The 13609-nt window shown below is 62.0% G+C and carries 14 protein-coding genes; 3 read left to right on the top strand and 11 right to left on the bottom strand.

All coding sequences use genetic code 11. The features are described 5' to 3' along the window. Window positions 1-225: 225 nt before the first annotated feature. On the top strand, window positions 226-1653 hold the full coding sequence (gene ccoN / locus AC1Q9F_RS01665; protein WP_492619185.1) for a cytochrome-c oxidase, cbb3-type subunit I: 1428 nt from the start codon (window positions 226-228) through the stop codon (window positions 1651-1653). 15 nt (window positions 1654-1668) lie between these two features. After that, entirely contained in the window at window positions 1669-1890 is a 222-nt protein-coding gene (locus tag AC1Q9F_RS01660; protein ID WP_492619186.1) for a cbb3-type cytochrome c oxidase subunit 3, read from the top strand. Between the two features lie 131 nt (window positions 1891-2021). On the opposite strand, the gene AC1Q9F_RS01655 is transcribed toward AC1Q9F_RS01660, so the two are convergent. Both AC1Q9F_RS01655 and AC1Q9F_RS01650 read right to left on the bottom strand, forming a co-directional pair. After that, complete coding sequence (locus AC1Q9F_RS01655) at window positions 2022-2513, bottom strand: hypothetical protein (protein WP_492619187.1); 492 nt, start codon at window positions 2511-2513, stop codon at window positions 2022-2024. Between the two features lie 116 nt (window positions 2514-2629). Then, window positions 2630-3139: a GNAT family N-acetyltransferase gene (locus AC1Q9F_RS01650; protein WP_492619188.1), complete on the bottom strand. Its 510-nt coding sequence runs from the start codon at window positions 3137-3139 to the stop codon at window positions 2630-2632. Between the two features lie 380 nt (window positions 3140-3519). Here AC1Q9F_RS01650 and AC1Q9F_RS01645 point away from each other — a divergent pair, with 380 nt between their 5' ends. Then, window positions 3520-3891, top strand: a complete 372-nt coding sequence (locus AC1Q9F_RS01645; RefSeq protein ID WP_179695182.1) for a DUF6124 family protein — start codon at window positions 3520-3522, stop codon at window positions 3889-3891. 136 nt (window positions 3892-4027) lie between these two features. Here the strand turns inward: AC1Q9F_RS01645 and AC1Q9F_RS01640 are convergent, their stop codons facing one another. The 9 genes from AC1Q9F_RS01640 to AC1Q9F_RS01600 all read right to left on the bottom strand — a co-directional run bounded on the left by AC1Q9F_RS01640 (window position 4028) and on the right by AC1Q9F_RS01600 (window position 13555). Beyond that, window positions 4028-5005, bottom strand: coding sequence for a LysR family transcriptional regulator (locus AC1Q9F_RS01640; RefSeq protein WP_492619189.1), 978 nt, complete (start codon window positions 5003-5005; stop codon window positions 4028-4030). Between the two features lie 171 nt (window positions 5006-5176). Next, window positions 5177-6109: a peptidylprolyl isomerase gene (locus tag AC1Q9F_RS01635; protein WP_492619190.1), complete on the bottom strand. Its 933-nt coding sequence runs from the start codon at window positions 6107-6109 to the stop codon at window positions 5177-5179. Window positions 6110-6120: 11 nt separating this feature from the next. Continuing rightward, window positions 6121-6588 (bottom strand): YbjN domain-containing protein, encoded by a 468-nt coding sequence (locus AC1Q9F_RS01630; protein WP_007955105.1) that lies wholly within the window; start codon window positions 6586-6588, stop codon window positions 6121-6123. 29 nt (window positions 6589-6617) lie between these two features. After that, window positions 6618-7247 carry a DNA repair protein gene (locus AC1Q9F_RS01625; protein WP_085604179.1) on the bottom strand — a complete coding sequence of 210 codons (630 nt, stop codon included), beginning with the start codon at window positions 7245-7247 and terminating at the stop codon, window positions 6618-6620. Between the two features lie 16 nt (window positions 7248-7263). Continuing rightward, window positions 7264-8961: a putative porin gene (locus AC1Q9F_RS01620; RefSeq protein ID WP_492619191.1), complete on the bottom strand. Its 1698-nt coding sequence runs from the start codon at window positions 8959-8961 to the stop codon at window positions 7264-7266. Between the two features lie 39 nt (window positions 8962-9000). After that, on the bottom strand, window positions 9001-9705 hold the full coding sequence (locus AC1Q9F_RS01615) for an energy transducer TonB family protein (RefSeq protein WP_103386885.1): 705 nt from the start codon (window positions 9703-9705) through the stop codon (window positions 9001-9003). A 3-nt stretch (window positions 9706-9708) separates the two neighbouring features. Beyond that, entirely contained in the window at window positions 9709-10134 is a 426-nt protein-coding gene (locus AC1Q9F_RS01610; RefSeq protein ID WP_007955109.1) for an ExbD/TolR family protein, read from the bottom strand. Window positions 10135-10145: 11 nt separating this feature from the next. Continuing rightward, entirely contained in the window at window positions 10146-11945 is a 1800-nt protein-coding gene (locus AC1Q9F_RS01605) for a DUF2341 domain-containing protein (RefSeq protein ID WP_492619192.1), read from the bottom strand. Window positions 11946-11959: 14 nt separating this feature from the next. Then, a complete protein-coding gene (locus tag AC1Q9F_RS01600) occupies window positions 11960-13555 on the bottom strand; it encodes a ShlB/FhaC/HecB family hemolysin secretion/activation protein (RefSeq protein ID WP_492619193.1) in 1596 nt (531 codons plus the stop codon). Between the last annotated feature and the right edge of the window lie 54 nt (window positions 13556-13609).

Below are 13609 nucleotides of genomic sequence, written 5' to 3'. Positions count from 1 at the left end.
AGTTTTGTAAAAGCACTATGACGTTGCAGCGCAGCCTGTTACAGATTCACCTGAACGCATAAAAACCGTATCAGGGCGCGGCAGATGGCCGCAGGCAGCGCCTGGATCTGATCCGCATAAATGAACATTTCCTGAGCCTGTTTTGTTTCCGGTGGGGTTTCTACAGTGCAGCTCGTGCCAGACCGGGTGGCCTGGCAAGACTTTGCAACCGTGGAAGAACTGACCATGAGCACAGCAACAATCGGACAGGCTTATAACTACAAGGTCGTCCGCCAATTCGTCATCGCGACTGTTTTCTGGGGTGTCGTGGGCATGGCGATGGGGGTATGGATCGCCTCGCAACTGGTATGGCCGGACATGAATCTCGACCTGCCGTGGACCACCTTCGGCCGCTTGCGACCGTTGCACACCAGCCTGGTGATTTTCGGTTTTGCCGGCAGCGCGCAATTCGCCGCCAGTTACTACGCCGTACAGCGCACCTGCCAGGTGCGGCTGTACTCGGACAAGCTCGCAGCGTTCACCTTCTGGGGCTGGCAATCGGTGATCGTGATCATGCTGGTCACCCTGCCGATGGGTTACACCACCACCAAGGAATACGCCGAGATCGAATTCTCCGGCGCGGTCTGGATGGCGATAGTCTGGGTCGCGTATGCCGTGGTGTTCTTCACCACGGTGGTGCAGCGCAAGACCAAGCACATCTACGTCGGCAACTGGTTCTTCGGCGCGTTCATCCTGGTGATCGCCATGCTGCACGTGGTCAATCACCTGTCGATTCCGGTGGACTGGTTCAAGTCCTATCCGGTGTATTCCGGCGCCACCGACGCCATGGTGCAGTGGTGGTACGGGCACAACGCGGTGGGTTTCTTCCTGACCACCGGGTTCCTCGGGATGATGTATTACTTCGTGCCCAAGCAAGTGAATCGGCCGGTGTATTCGTACCGGTTGTCGATCGTGCATTTCTGGGCGCTGATCACCCTGTACATCTGGGCCGGCCCGCACCATTTGCACTACACCGCGCTGCCGGACTGGGCGCAGTCGCTGGGCATGGCGATGTCGCTGATCCTGCTGGCGCCGAGCTGGGGCGGGATGATCAACGGGATGATGACCCTCTCGGGCGCCTGGCATCAATTGCGTACCGACCCGATCCTGCGCTTCCTGGTTTTGTCGCTGGCGTTCTACGGCATGTCGACCTTCGAAGGCCCGATGATGGCGATCAAGACCGTCAACGCCCTCTCCCACTACACCGACTGGACTATCGGCCACGTACACGCCGGGGCGCTGGGCTGGGTGGCGATGATCACCTTCGGCGCGACCTATCACATGGTGCCCAAGGTCTTCGGCCGCGAGCGCATGCACAGCACGCCGCTGATCAACCTGCACTTCTGGCTGGCGACCATTGGCACGGTGTTGTACATCGCTTCGATGTGGGTCAACGGGATTACCCAGGGCCTGATGTGGCGGGCGATCAACGAGGACGGCACGCTGACTTATTCGTTCGTCGAGGCGTTGCAGGCCAGTCACCCGGGGTTTGTCGTGCGGTTTGCCGGTGGGGTGTTCTTCCTCAGCGGTATGTTGCTGATGGCCTATAACGTGTGGCGCACGGTGCGGGTGGCGGATGTTGCGATTGCCCACCGTGAAGCGCAGATCGCCTGATCAAGGGAGCTGGTCATGTTCGATATCTTTTTGAATGTTTTGGGCGTGCTGTTTTTGTGGCTGGCGGTTGAGTACTGCTTGCGGCACGAGACGACCGAGAGCCTGGATGAGGCGAGTCTGACGCCGTTTGCGGATGATCCGGAGGTGGCTCGGCGGGTTGAGATGGCCACCGGTAAGACCGTGAAAGCGGTGGCGCCGGAGATAGCCAAACCGGGCTGGATCAACCTCGAAATGTGAGCCACCCCTAGCTGATCGTTCCCACGCTCTGCGTGGGAATGCCTCAAGGGACGCTCCGCGTTCCAGCTCCGGAAGGGACGCGGAGCGTCCCGGCTGCATTCCCACGCAGAGCGTGGGAACGATCAAGTGTGTCAACCTCGGTCGCGGGGGATGAGGCTCTGCAATTGCTGCGCGAGGAAATTCGCATCGAAGGCAAAGGTGTCGGGATCCTTCAACCCATTAGTCTTACGCCACTGCCAATCACCATTGGGCAACCCCACCAACGAAACACTCCCGTAACGCGCCGCCGTCAACCCCACCACCGCCAGCGAAATCTGCCCGCCACTGCCCATCACATCCGGCACAAACTCCACCGGTTTGCCGGCAATCACGATGCTCAGTTTTTCAGTCTTGAAGGTTGAGGTCTCAACCGGAGTGCTCGGCCCGAACGCCACATAAGCCTCCCGACTCACTTCCAGCAAACCCGGCGCCTGCACCGGTTCCAGCCATTGCTGAATCTGCCCGAACAACCCGGTAATCCGTGTGGCCCAGGTCGCCGATTGCGTCTCGAACACTTGCTTCTTGTGCGCTTCGCTATCGGCATAGTGGCGAAGCATTTCGCCCAGCTGCTGTACGTCGTCCATTGCGGTGTTCCTTTGAGGAAGCAGTGCTGCGGACTTCGAGCATGGCAGATGCCGATCACGACCGTGCAAGTCATTTGCCTGCACGGTCGCCCCATCGACCATTGACGGACAGAAGGTCAGCGTTTGCGCAGGCGCGCCATGCTCAGGGTGTCGACCCATCGCCCGTCACGCACGGCGTAGTCTTTGAACAGCCCTTCGGTTTCGAAGCCGAACTTGCGATAGAGGCCGATGGCCGCCTCGTTGTCGGCGTACACCGAAAGCTCGACCCGGTGCAGGTTCATCCAGTTGTCGGCAATGTCCAGCGCCGCGGCCAACAGCTTCGAACCAACACCCTTGCCCTGCCACGCCACCGCAACGGCCATGCCGACACTGCCTGCGTGACTGCGGCGAATTCGCGAAAAAGCCTCCAGCCCGAGATGCCCGATCACCGCACCTTGATGCAACGCCACCAGTTTCACCATCCGTTCGTTTTCCGGCATCAGTCGTTGACGCCAGATCTCGGCAGACTGAAACGGCATCTGCAACACCTGCCGGGTCACGGCCGGGTCGTTGTAAAGCGCGGTGACGCCTTCGACGTGGGATTCGCTGAAGCGTTCGAGGTGAATGGCGGGGTTGTGCTCAGGCATGAAAGATCCCTCCTGGATCAGTGCGTGGCCGGTCACTGTAAACCGCTTCTTCACGGATTCGCCACGACTGTTTAAAGCCGTTGACCGTAACGTCCGGCAAGCCACAATTCCTTGCGCCTTTGCCTACGCATCCGCCAGAATCCGCCGGCTTGTGCGCCTTGAGGGCCGGCTCTATCGTTTCCGGGTCGCTGATGAATCAGCGATCGGGTCTCGCAGCCCGCGATCTCTAGACGCACAACACCCTCCAGTTTTATGGCGGCTGTACGTGGGAGACCCTTGGGTCTGCCGGTTCTAGAGTCCCGGTCTGCGACCCGCGTATAGCTGCCACCTCTTCGTATCGCAGCGAATCGTGGCGGCTCCATGACTCTGGAGTTTCAATGATGATCAAACCAACACCCAACCCACCCGAAACCGACACCACCTCGCCTTACGAATCCGTGGATTCAAAGACCTTCCACGAAGCCGCCGAACGCGCCCTCGACCACTACTTCAATCCCCTGCTCCCCAGAAAACCGCTGCTCAAACCGAACACCCGCTATCTCATCGCCCCCGGCGTCGACAGCGAAGAACTGCTGGCCGACGCCTGCGAAACCCTGACCTCGGCCAAAACCATGGCCACCGACTTCGCCGGGCTGGTGGACGGCTCGCATCGGCATGTGCTGCTGGGGATTGCACAACTGATCATGCTGGGGGAACTGGCGGTGAATCGGGCGCTGGATAATCTGGAGTTGAAGGCCGAGGCGCCGCTTTAGTTCGATGATCGTTCCCACGCTCCGCGTGGGAATGCCTCAAGGGACGCTCCGCGTTCCAGCTCCGGAAGGGACGCGGAGCGTCCCGGGCTGCATTCCCACGCGGAGCGTGGGAACGATCTAAACGATCTAAGAAAAATTACTCAAACCACTCCTGCCGCTCATTGAAAGTTCGCTGAATCAACTCAACCAACGTCTGCACTTCGGCCACTTCCCGCGATGCAGAGTTCACCGCCAACCACGCCTGCAACCGCATCGCCTCGTCAAACAACCCCGGCAATGCCACCAGCCCACGGTCAAACCGGCTCATGTACATCGGCAGCAAACCAATGCACGCGCTGCACCGGATCATCTCCAGCATCAGCTCATACGACTGCATCTGCACCACTCCGGCCAGACGCTGTTCGACCAGTTCATTCCACGGCCGAAAGCTGTCGATCTGTCGATCATGCTGCCATTGCACCAGCATGAAATCGGCGAGATCGTCCGGGCTTTCCGGGCGGGCGGTGACGCGGGAATAGCGTTTGGCGATGTGCGGCTGATATTCCAGTTGCGCGAGGCGTTGCGGTTCGCTGGTGGCGAAGGTCGGGCCGGGATGCGGGGTGTTGCCGTGGGCGAGCCACAGCACGATGTCGGCGCTGACGGCGCGCAGCGCCAGTTCGCTGTCGAGGGCGATGATCTCCAGGCGCACGCTGGCGTTGCGGCGCAGCAGTGCGATGAGGTCGCGGCCGAGGATGTCATGCAAGATTGATTCGGCAACGGCCAGCCTGATCAGGGGTTGCTCGATCACCGGGAGTTTGCGTTCGTGGGCCAGGGCGATCAGTTGCGCCTGCAATTGCTGGCCTTCGCGGGTGAGGCTGAGGGCGCTGCCCTGAAAACTGAACAGCGCGCATTGCAATTGCTGTTCAAGCTGAGCCAGTTGTTTGCGCAGCAGGGTCGAACGCACGTTGAGGCTGCGGGCGGCCTGCATGAAGCAGCCGCAACGGGCGCTGACCAGAAAATATTGCGCGACGTCGCCGTCGAGGGTCGCCGCTTGCGCCAGCCAGGGTTCGTCCTTGTCCTGGGGCCAGCGGAAATCGGCGCTGCTCTGTCGTGCTGCGGGTTCGGTGAATGACATCGATGACTCCCTGTCGATCTTTGTTGTTTGCCTTTGCATAAATCCATTGTGGGAGCGAGCTTGCTCGCGAAGGCATCGGCACACGCAACATCTCATTGCCAGATACACCGCTTTCGTCGGAACGCCGCCCGGAGCAAGCTCGCTCCCACAGAGTTCAGTGGTGAATCTGAATTACAGTTTTTCCTCCAGCACCTTGTTGAGCTCCGCCCCGTCGATGCTCAGCGTCGCGGTGTTGAGCATGCCGTCCAGATAAGCCTGGGCGATCTGTTCCTGACGCTGTGCCCGCAAGGCCTGGGTCAGTTGATCGCGCAGCTCCTCGAGGGTCGCGGTGCGGGCTGGTTGTTGTTCGGTGAGTTTGATCACGTGAAAACCAGCGCTGCTTTGAACGGGATCTGAAACCGCACCAACCTTGAGTCGCGCCACCGCACCACGCACTTCCGGCACCAGTTGCTGCAACGGTTGCAGGCCGGTATCACCGCCGTGTTCGGCAGTGAGGCGATCCTGAGAAAACTCCTTGGCCAGCGCTGCAAAGTCCGCCGGGGCCGACTGGGCTTTCTTGCTCAGATCCGTAGCCTGCTTGCGCACGGCCTCAAGATTCTGCGGCTCATTCACCCCGAGGAAGATCTGACTGACCCGATACAGCGCCGGCGTCTGCCAGTTGGCCTTGCCCGCGTCATACGCCTGCTGCAACTCTGCAGCGCTCGGGTAATCCGCCGGCACCTGACTCACCGACTGCAAATAGTCGCGAAACACGATCTGTTCGGTGGCGGCACGGGTTTGTCGAACCACCTCCGGACGCTGCGCCCAGCCTTGAGCATCAGCCTGTTCCAGCACGGCTTTTTCGGCCAGACGTGAACGAATCCAGCGCTCCAGCGCCTCACGATTACCGCGCAGTTGCTCGCGGGTCTGTGGCGGGACGGCGGCCAGCAACGCCTGCAATTCTTCCGGCGAAACCTGTTGATTACCCAACCGCGCCACCGCAGGCCCACTGTTCGCCGTAATGACCGGCGCCGGTTGCTGGGCAGCGACCGGGTCATTACCCGGCCGCACCACCAGCGCCACGGCCACCACCAACAGCGCCACCGCAGCGGCGCTGATTACCATGGCAGGTTTCGTCACAGCGCGACTTCCTCTTGCTCAACCTTTGGAGCCTGGGCGGCAGCAGCGTTCTGGGTGAAATCACGCAGATACACGATGAATTCCTGCAACAGGCGATCCCACAGTTCCAGATTGCCGCGAAGGTAATCGCTGCTGACGCCAGCGGCCACCACCACGTCCATCTCCATCACCAGAAACTCGCCCTGCAACGACAACCGGGCAAACCGGCGGGTTGCGTTCCACTGCTCGGCCACACCGGCCGGCAACTCACCCTGCACGCGCAATGCGCAGCTGAAGGTGAAGTCGACGTAGCTGCCCTGCTCCGCCACCGCCGGGTTGCCGAAACGCACGGCATAACCGATGCCCTGGCTGGCGCTGAGCAACTGGACGATACCGTTCTGTTCGGTCTGGTTGACGCGGTATCCGGCGGCTTGCAGCACGTCGGTCAGGGATTGCGGGGATACGTGGGAGATCAATTGAGTCATTACTTCTTCCTTGTCCATGAGTCTTTTAATCAGTGCGCGATCGCGGCTTGCGGCGCATCGAATTGAGTCTTGTACAGTTCATCGCCGAAGCCCTGAGCCAGTTCATCGAACTTGACCCTGGCGCTGCCGGCGAAGGGCTGGCGGATTTTCATCACCTCGGCCACATCGATGTTTTCGTAGGCGGTGAGAATCTGCTTGGCCACGCCGTACATCTGCTGATTCTTGACCGAACATTGCTGCACTTGTGTGTCACGTTCAGTCAATTGCGCTTGAAGCTTAGACCGTTCTGCCTCTTTGGCACGGGCCATGACCAACAACTCGTCATAGGCTTTCTTGAACTTGCCGGTCTGCTCGTTGCTGGCCGCGACTTGCGCCTGGGCCTGACTGTGCAGGCTTTGCTGCTGCCCGGCCAGTTGCTCGGCGAGGCCTTTGGCCTTGGCCAGCTCCGCAGTCAATTGCTTGATCTGCGCCTGCGCAGCCTTGGCTTCGTTCTGCGCCGCCAGTTGCGCGGCGCTGGCCTGGGCCTGCTGACTTTGCAGGGTTTGCAGCTGCTGGGTGGTGCTGCGCAACTGGGTGCGCAGGCGTTCTTCCATGCCTTCGGCGCTCGCCCCGGTGGCGATCAACATCCCGAGCCCAAGCCATAAAAAGCGGATTTTCATAACCCTCTCCCGGCGCTTAGAAGCGCGTGTTGATCTCAAGCTGCATGACGTCGATGTCGAACGGCGCGCCATACACCGCCTCCGAACTCAACCAGCGGCCGGTGGCGTAGACGTTCTTCGCCAGACCGTAGTTGCCGCCCAGGAAGTAGCCCTTGGCGTTGGTACCGCCGAGGTGGAACGACGAATCGTTGAAGCCGTCCGGCAAGGCATCCGGCTGGATGTACTTGTAGCCGGCGAACAGGTTCCAGTCGCCCTGCTTTTTCAGCTCCAGCGCGTTGCCGAGGGTGAACTGGACCATCCACGCATTGGCGCCGCTTTCGATGTTGCCGTTGCTGTCGAGGTTGTTGACCAGTTGCCCGGCCGAACGCTTGCGCATGTCGCCTTCGTCGTAACCGAGGTTGTGGATGTAGTTGCCCTGGCTGCGCAGTTTGAAGTCTTCCGGCAGGTCCGCGTCCCAAACCACGTTCAGGTCCAGCAGGTTGAATTCGGACGCCAGGCCAACGAATTGCGGTTGCGGCGTGGTCGTCGGGTTGAGCGGGTTCGGCGTGATGTCACGCAGCAGGAACACGCTGTTGCCCTTCTGCATGAATGCCGCGCGGGTGCCGTCGCTGTCGCAGCCGGGCGCGCCGGCCCACGGTTCGCAGGGGCTGGAGCGCTGGCCTTCGATGTCGTCGAAGCGGTAGTAGGCCAGCGCACCTTTCAAGCGGTTGTTGCTGTTGATCGCCCATTTGGCGCCGACCTGCGCACCGTACAGCCATTTGTTGTCGCTTTCTTCCTTGTCGAAGCCGTTGCTGGTGGTGGTGTCGTTGGTGTAGTCCACCGGGAACGCGCCGATGGTGCCGAACACGCCCCAGTCGCGGCTGAGCTTGTGATCGAAAATCGCCGCCACGCCGTCGAAGTTCAGGTCGTTGGAATACAGCATGTCGGTGGACATGAACGGGTTGGCGAACCGGCCACCGGTCAGGGTCAACTCATCCGACGGCTTCCAGGTCAGGTAGCCCTGATCGAGCCAGATGTCTTTTTTCGAGAAGCCGCCGCCGAGGTTCTGGGTAGTCGATACCGGGTTGTTGTCCGAGCCGGTGCCGATGCGGATGCCGGCGGTCCATTCCGGCGAAATCACTGCTTTCATGCCCAGGCGGGCGCGCAGGCGGAACAGGTTTTCGCGGTCTTCGCGGGTGTTGAGCAACGGCGGCAACGCGGTGCTGCTGTTGGGGTTCACGTCGTACGGGCCGTTGTTGTTGAGTTTGGCGAAGTCGACGATTTCGTTGCTGTTGCTGCCCGAGTAGTAGCGCGATTCGTCACGCAGACGAATGTCGCCGTCGAAGCTGATGCGCGAAGCCCAGTCCGGGAAGGTGTTGGGCGCGGCCCAGTTTTCCTGCTTGGCGGTGGCCATGACTTCGGCCTTGACCTGATCGCGGATCTGGTCGCGCACCGCCGCCGGCACGTATTGCACCCGCACATCGCCCGGTGCGGCGACCGGCCCGGCTGCCACAGCGGTAGACGCCGCGGCTTGCTTGGCCTGGGCCGCTTCGTTCTGGGCCTGGGCGATCAGCGCGTCGGCCTTGTCCTGTTTCAGAATGCCCTGCTCGACCAGCAAGCGGATCAGATTGATCGTGGCGTTCTCCGAGGGCGCAGGCGCTGCCGCGGCCTGACCGACCAGGGTCGCGATGACCATGCCGACTGCCAGGGACAATCGATTCACGTTGGAAATCATCTGCACACAACTCCTTTTCATACAGCTTTATGAATTCGGTTAACCCGGACGCCGCCCTTGCAGGGACATGCGCACAGGCAAGGTGATGGAGGCCGGTGGCCGCTCGCTCAGGTGAGGCGCGTTACGCAAGGCGGCCAGCACCTGACTGTCGATCTCGGGGTTGCCGCTGGACTTGATCAGCTCGACCCGGGTGATCTCGCCGACACTGCTCAGCCACACATCGGCCTGCAGCGAAAACGCGAGGTTGCGCAGGTCGGGGTTCTCGCGCAGCAGCTTCTGAAAGGTGAACGCGAGGAACTGGCTGTAGGTGCCGTTACCCAGTCGTCCACCACCGGAACCCGCCATGCCGCCGCCCTTGCCCGCGCCGATGTTGAAGGCATCGCTGCCGCTCTGGGCGTCACCGTCCATCTGCATCGGGTTGGCCAGGTCGTCCGCCGGCGATGGCGGTGCTTCTTCCTCGGGCTTGACCTCTTGCGGCTCGGGCGTTGGCTCGGGCTCGACGATTTTTTCCTCGACCGGGGTTTCCGGCTCTGGCGGTTTTTCCGGCGGCGGAGGTGGCGGTGGCGGCAATGGAATGATCGTCGGCACCTTCGGCGCTTCCCGGCGGATGCCGCTCATGTCGTTGGCCCACTGCCACAACAGGAACGCCGCAACGGCGCCCAGCAGCAGCCCGGCGCCCCACTTCACGTAACGCAGTGGCGACTTCTTGACCGGCAAAGGCTCGATTGGCAGTTGTGCAGTCATCACTCAGCCCTGCGTCGGTTTGCCGGTCACCAGACCGACCTGGGACAGTTCGAGCCGGCGCAGCAGATCCAGCACCTCGATGACCTTCTGGTACTGCACCGTGGCATCGCCGCGCACGATCACCGGGAAGTCCGGGTTCTGCGCCTTCTCGATGCGCAGGCGTTCTTCCAGCTCCGGCAAGGTCACCGGGTAGGCGTCGAGGAACACCTGGCCGCCGTCGTTGACCGAAATCGCCTTGGTCTTGGCCTCGGACAGCGACACCGCGGCGCTGGCCTTGGGCAGGTTGATCTGGATCCCGGAGACCTGCGCGGTGGCGGTGAGGATGAACATCACCAGCACCACCATCAGCACGTCCACCAGTGGCGTGATGTTGATGCTGTCCACTGCGGCATCTTCGTCATCGTCGTGGGAGGCATTTACGGACGCCATGTCAGTGCTCCTCAGGCCGGTACGGAGTGGTTGGCGTGATGACCGCGCTGATGCGCCGCTTCACTGGACTGGCCTTCGCCGTGCATCTCCGCGAGACGGGTGATGAACTCGTCGACGAACACACGCATGTCGGCGCTGACTTCCTTGTTGCGGGTGATCAGGCGGTTGTAGCCAAACAGCGCCGGGATCGCGACGAACAGGCCCATGGCCGTGGCCAGCAACGCGGCCGCCATGCCCGGCGCGATGGCGTTGATGTTGACGTCGCCGGCCATGGCTGTGCCGAGGAACACCACCATGATCCCCAGCACGGTGCCGAGCAGGCCGATGTACGGGCCGCCGGCGATGGCGTTGGACAGGGTCGAGAGTTTCGAGCTGAGCTGCTGGTTTTCCCGGGTGCGCACGCCGTCCATCGAGCAGCGGATGGCTTCGATGGTTGCGGCGGAAACCGATGAGGTGTCGGCGCCCTGCTCGCGGCGGGTGCGGATCTCTTTCACCGCAACCTGATACAGGCGCCACAGCGGCGAGTACTGCAAACGCTGGGCGAGTTGGGTGTCGTCGGCGAACATTTCCAGGCGAGTGCCGACCTTGGCGAATTGCACGCGGAAGTCTTCGTTGGCGGCGGTGACACGACTGAGGGTGCGGTTCTTGCGCAGCATGATGATCCACGACTGGAACATCATCAGCACCAGCACCGCAATGATCACCCAGGCGTCCACCGGTACCGCGTTGAGCAGGAAGCCGAGGCTGCCGAAACCGAAGCCGGACTGTTCTTCATCGACGCCGTAAGCCACCAGTTTCGACTCGGCGCCCTGGGAGGTGGCGTCGGCCAAAAGCAGAGGCGCCGGGCGGGCGACTTTCGACAGGCGCAGTTCGTCGATGGCGCCTACGAACGGCTGGAAAGGACCTTCGTGCAGATCCGCACCAATGGCCATGACCGAATTGAACGCCGGCATTGCCTGAGTCAGTGCCGCACCTTCGCGACCGTTGATGTACAGCGTCACTTTCGCGCCTTCAGCGGTCAGTGCGACGTGCTGCCATTGACCCGGATTCAGTGGCTGCGTAGCGATGGCACGCTGGCCGTCGATTTCCACGAACGGCACGCCCTGATTCACACCAACCAGCAGGCTGTTGGCGCCTTCGCGGCGGGCCAGGATCAGTTGTTCGCCATTGGCCTGATCCAGTCGCAGCCAGGCACTGAAGGTGAACGCGCTGCCGGCGTTGTGCTGCAACGACGGACTGGCCGGCAACAGCAACGGCTGACCGCTGAACTGCAAGGCCCGCCCTACTACGCCGTCGATGGCGGCGCCGGTCGCGCTCTGTGCGGTGTTGCCGTACGCGGTGGTGTCTTTGGCCGGGGTGCCGGTGGCGCCGTCGAAGTGATAGAGCGCGGTGTAATTCGGATCGAACGTCAGTTGGCCGTTGCCGGTCGCCGGCGCCTTCTGGTTGCCGTAGTACATCCAGATGTCCTGACGCTGACCGCCCTCGACATTCGGCACGTCTACCCAAATCAGCGCCATGCCCATCAGCGCATCAAAGCTTTCGATCTGGTGGTTGAGCACGGTCTTGTCATCGGCGGCGACGAAGCGCAGGTCCGAGCCGTCCTCTTTAACGCCGTCGAAGGTGAAATTGCCGGTGTGCAGGCGCACCAGCAGCGCGGTGCGGCCGAGGGCCTGATTGATCCCGGCACCTTGCGGTGTGGTGTCGACGGCGATCTGTTTGCGGTAATGCCAGTCGTCCTGCCACCAGGCCTGGGCCGTGGCCGGGAGCACGAAGCTCAGGCAGATCAACAACGAAAGGAAAAGGCGCTGCATGGAAGTGCTCCTTGTTAGAAAGTGGCCTGAAGGTTGAAGTGCAGGCGCGATTCCTGTTTCGAGGTGTTCGGCCCTTCGAGTAGCGGGTAGCCCCAGTCGAGGCTGCCGGACAGCCATTTGCTCAGGCTGGCGCGGGTGCCGAGGCCGACGCTGGCCAGGGCGTAATTCGCGTCCTGGTCCGGCAGCTCGTCGCGCAGATAGAGTTGCGCGCCTTCGGCGAAGGCGTAGAAGCGCCAGTCCTGCATCCAGCCGCCGACGTACTTGGCCAGCGACGGTGTGCGCAGCTCTTCGCTCAACAGGAAGCCGTCATCGGCGGTGCGTTCGGCCGCCAGATAACCGCGCACCGAAGTCGCGCCGCCGGCGGAGAATTGTTCGTTGGAAACCAGCGGCCCGGACGCCAGTTGGAACGCGGCTTTGCTCGCGCTCTGCCAGTCGCTGTCGAAGGTCCAGGTGAAGTTGGTATCGCCCTTGAGCACGGCGAAACTCGGGTTGGCGCGGTAGCGTTTGTAGTCGAAGTCTTCGTCGGAGCTGCCGTAGCCGAAGATGCTGCGAGTGGCCGCGACCAGGCTCAGGCCGAGGCCGAGCTGGCTCTTTTCGCTGTAGCGATAGCCGTTGTAGGCGAAGGTGAATGGCGCGTATTTGAGCGGCACCTTGTCGCTCTCGCCGGACAGGGTCAGGCGCTCGTCGAAGTCCTTGAAGTCGATGCCCGCCGACAGCGAGTTCGACCAGTTGCCGCTGGACGGGATCGTGTAGATCGCCGCTACGCCATAGGAATGGCCCTTGCCGAGCACGTTGCTGCCGCCGATGGTGGCGACGTTGCTGTCGGACTGGTAACCGGAGAACTGCACGCTCCAGCGATCGGTCAACGGCGCGGTGTAGGAGCCGGACCAGACCTTGGCGTTATCGGTCTCCTGCGGTGCGGTAAAGAACGTCAGGTTGACGCTGTGCCCCAACTGCCAAAGGTTGTTGTAGCCGAGGCTGGTGACGGTGCGCAGTTTTTCGGTGTCGGCGCTGTAGTCGTTGTTCAGCCCCACGCTGGCAGTCCACGGGTTCTGGTCTTCGACCTGCAAGTCCACGTCCATGGTGCCGGGGCGCTGACCTTCGCGCACCAGCGGCATCACCTGCCGGCCCGGGGTCTTGTTGAGTTGCGCCAGTTCGCCCTGGACCTTGGCGAAGTCCGGCACCTCGCCCTCCTTCAGCGCCGGGACGTTGTCGCGGATATCCAGAGGCGAATAGTGTTTGGCGCCGACCACCCGCACCCGGCCGACCTTGGTTTCGCTGACTTGCAGGTAGACGATGCCGTCGGCCACCGCTTGCTCCGGCAGCTCGACGAACACCGATTGGTAGCCGCGTTCCTGATAGGCCTTCTGCAAGGCATCCCGCGCGCCTTCGATGTCGCTCAAGGCTTTTTGCGGACCGAGGAACGGGTAGACCGCTTCTTCAATCGCCCGCGCATCGAGCACGGTGTTGCCGCGCACGAAGTATTCGTTGACATCCACCAGACGCTGCGCTGCTGTGTTTTCGGCCTCATCGGCGAACGCCGGCTGCGCGCCGGCCGTCACCAGCAGCCAGCCCCACAGCGCCAGCCGTGACGTGAAAATCTGATCCACACTACCCCCTGAAATTCGCGATGACCTGTTGGCGTTTACGCGCCTTGCGTGTGC

Source organism: Pseudomonas sp. GW823-FHT04A03 (genome assembly GCF_058796615.1).
Note: the sequence above shows the minus strand (reverse complement) of the source record. Positions and strands in the feature narration are given on the sequence as shown.

What these genes read in the sequence shown, in the direction of transcription:
- AC1Q9F_RS01620 (WP_492619191.1), bottom strand. Translation starts at nt 8,961, where the DNA reads ATGATTTCCAACGTGAATCGATTGTCCCTGGCAGTCGGCATGGTCATC.
- AC1Q9F_RS01635 (WP_492619190.1), bottom strand. Translation starts at nt 6,109, where the DNA reads ATGGTAATCAGCGCCGCTGCGGTGGCGCTGTTGGTGGTGGCCGTGGCG.
- AC1Q9F_RS01610 (WP_007955109.1), bottom strand. Translation starts at nt 10,134, where the DNA reads ATGGCGTCCGTAAATGCCTCCCACGACGATGACGAAGATGCCGCAGTG.
- AC1Q9F_RS01615 (WP_103386885.1), bottom strand. Translation starts at nt 9,705, where the DNA reads ATGACTGCACAACTGCCAATCGAGCCTTTGCCGGTCAAGAAGTCGCCA.
- ccoN (WP_492619185.1), top strand. Translation starts at nt 226, where the DNA reads ATGAGCACAGCAACAATCGGACAGGCTTATAACTACAAGGTCGTCCGC.
- AC1Q9F_RS01660 (WP_492619186.1), top strand. Translation starts at nt 1,669, where the DNA reads ATGTTCGATATCTTTTTGAATGTTTTGGGCGTGCTGTTTTTGTGGCTG.
- AC1Q9F_RS01650 (WP_492619188.1), bottom strand. Translation starts at nt 3,139, where the DNA reads ATGCCTGAGCACAACCCCGCCATTCACCTCGAACGCTTCAGCGAATCC.
- AC1Q9F_RS01605 (WP_492619192.1), bottom strand. Translation starts at nt 11,945, where the DNA reads ATGCAGCGCCTTTTCCTTTCGTTGTTGATCTGCCTGAGCTTCGTGCTC.
- AC1Q9F_RS01625 (WP_085604179.1), bottom strand. Translation starts at nt 7,247, where the DNA reads ATGAAAATCCGCTTTTTATGGCTTGGGCTCGGGATGTTGATCGCCACC.
- AC1Q9F_RS01630 (WP_007955105.1), bottom strand. Translation starts at nt 6,588, where the DNA reads ATGACTCAATTGATCTCCCACGTATCCCCGCAATCCCTGACCGACGTG.
- AC1Q9F_RS01645 (WP_179695182.1), top strand. Translation starts at nt 3,520, where the DNA reads ATGATCAAACCAACACCCAACCCACCCGAAACCGACACCACCTCGCCT.
- AC1Q9F_RS01655 (WP_492619187.1), bottom strand. Translation starts at nt 2,513, where the DNA reads ATGGACGACGTACAGCAGCTGGGCGAAATGCTTCGCCACTATGCCGAT.
- AC1Q9F_RS01640 (WP_492619189.1), bottom strand. Translation starts at nt 5,005, where the DNA reads ATGTCATTCACCGAACCCGCAGCACGACAGAGCAGCGCCGATTTCCGC.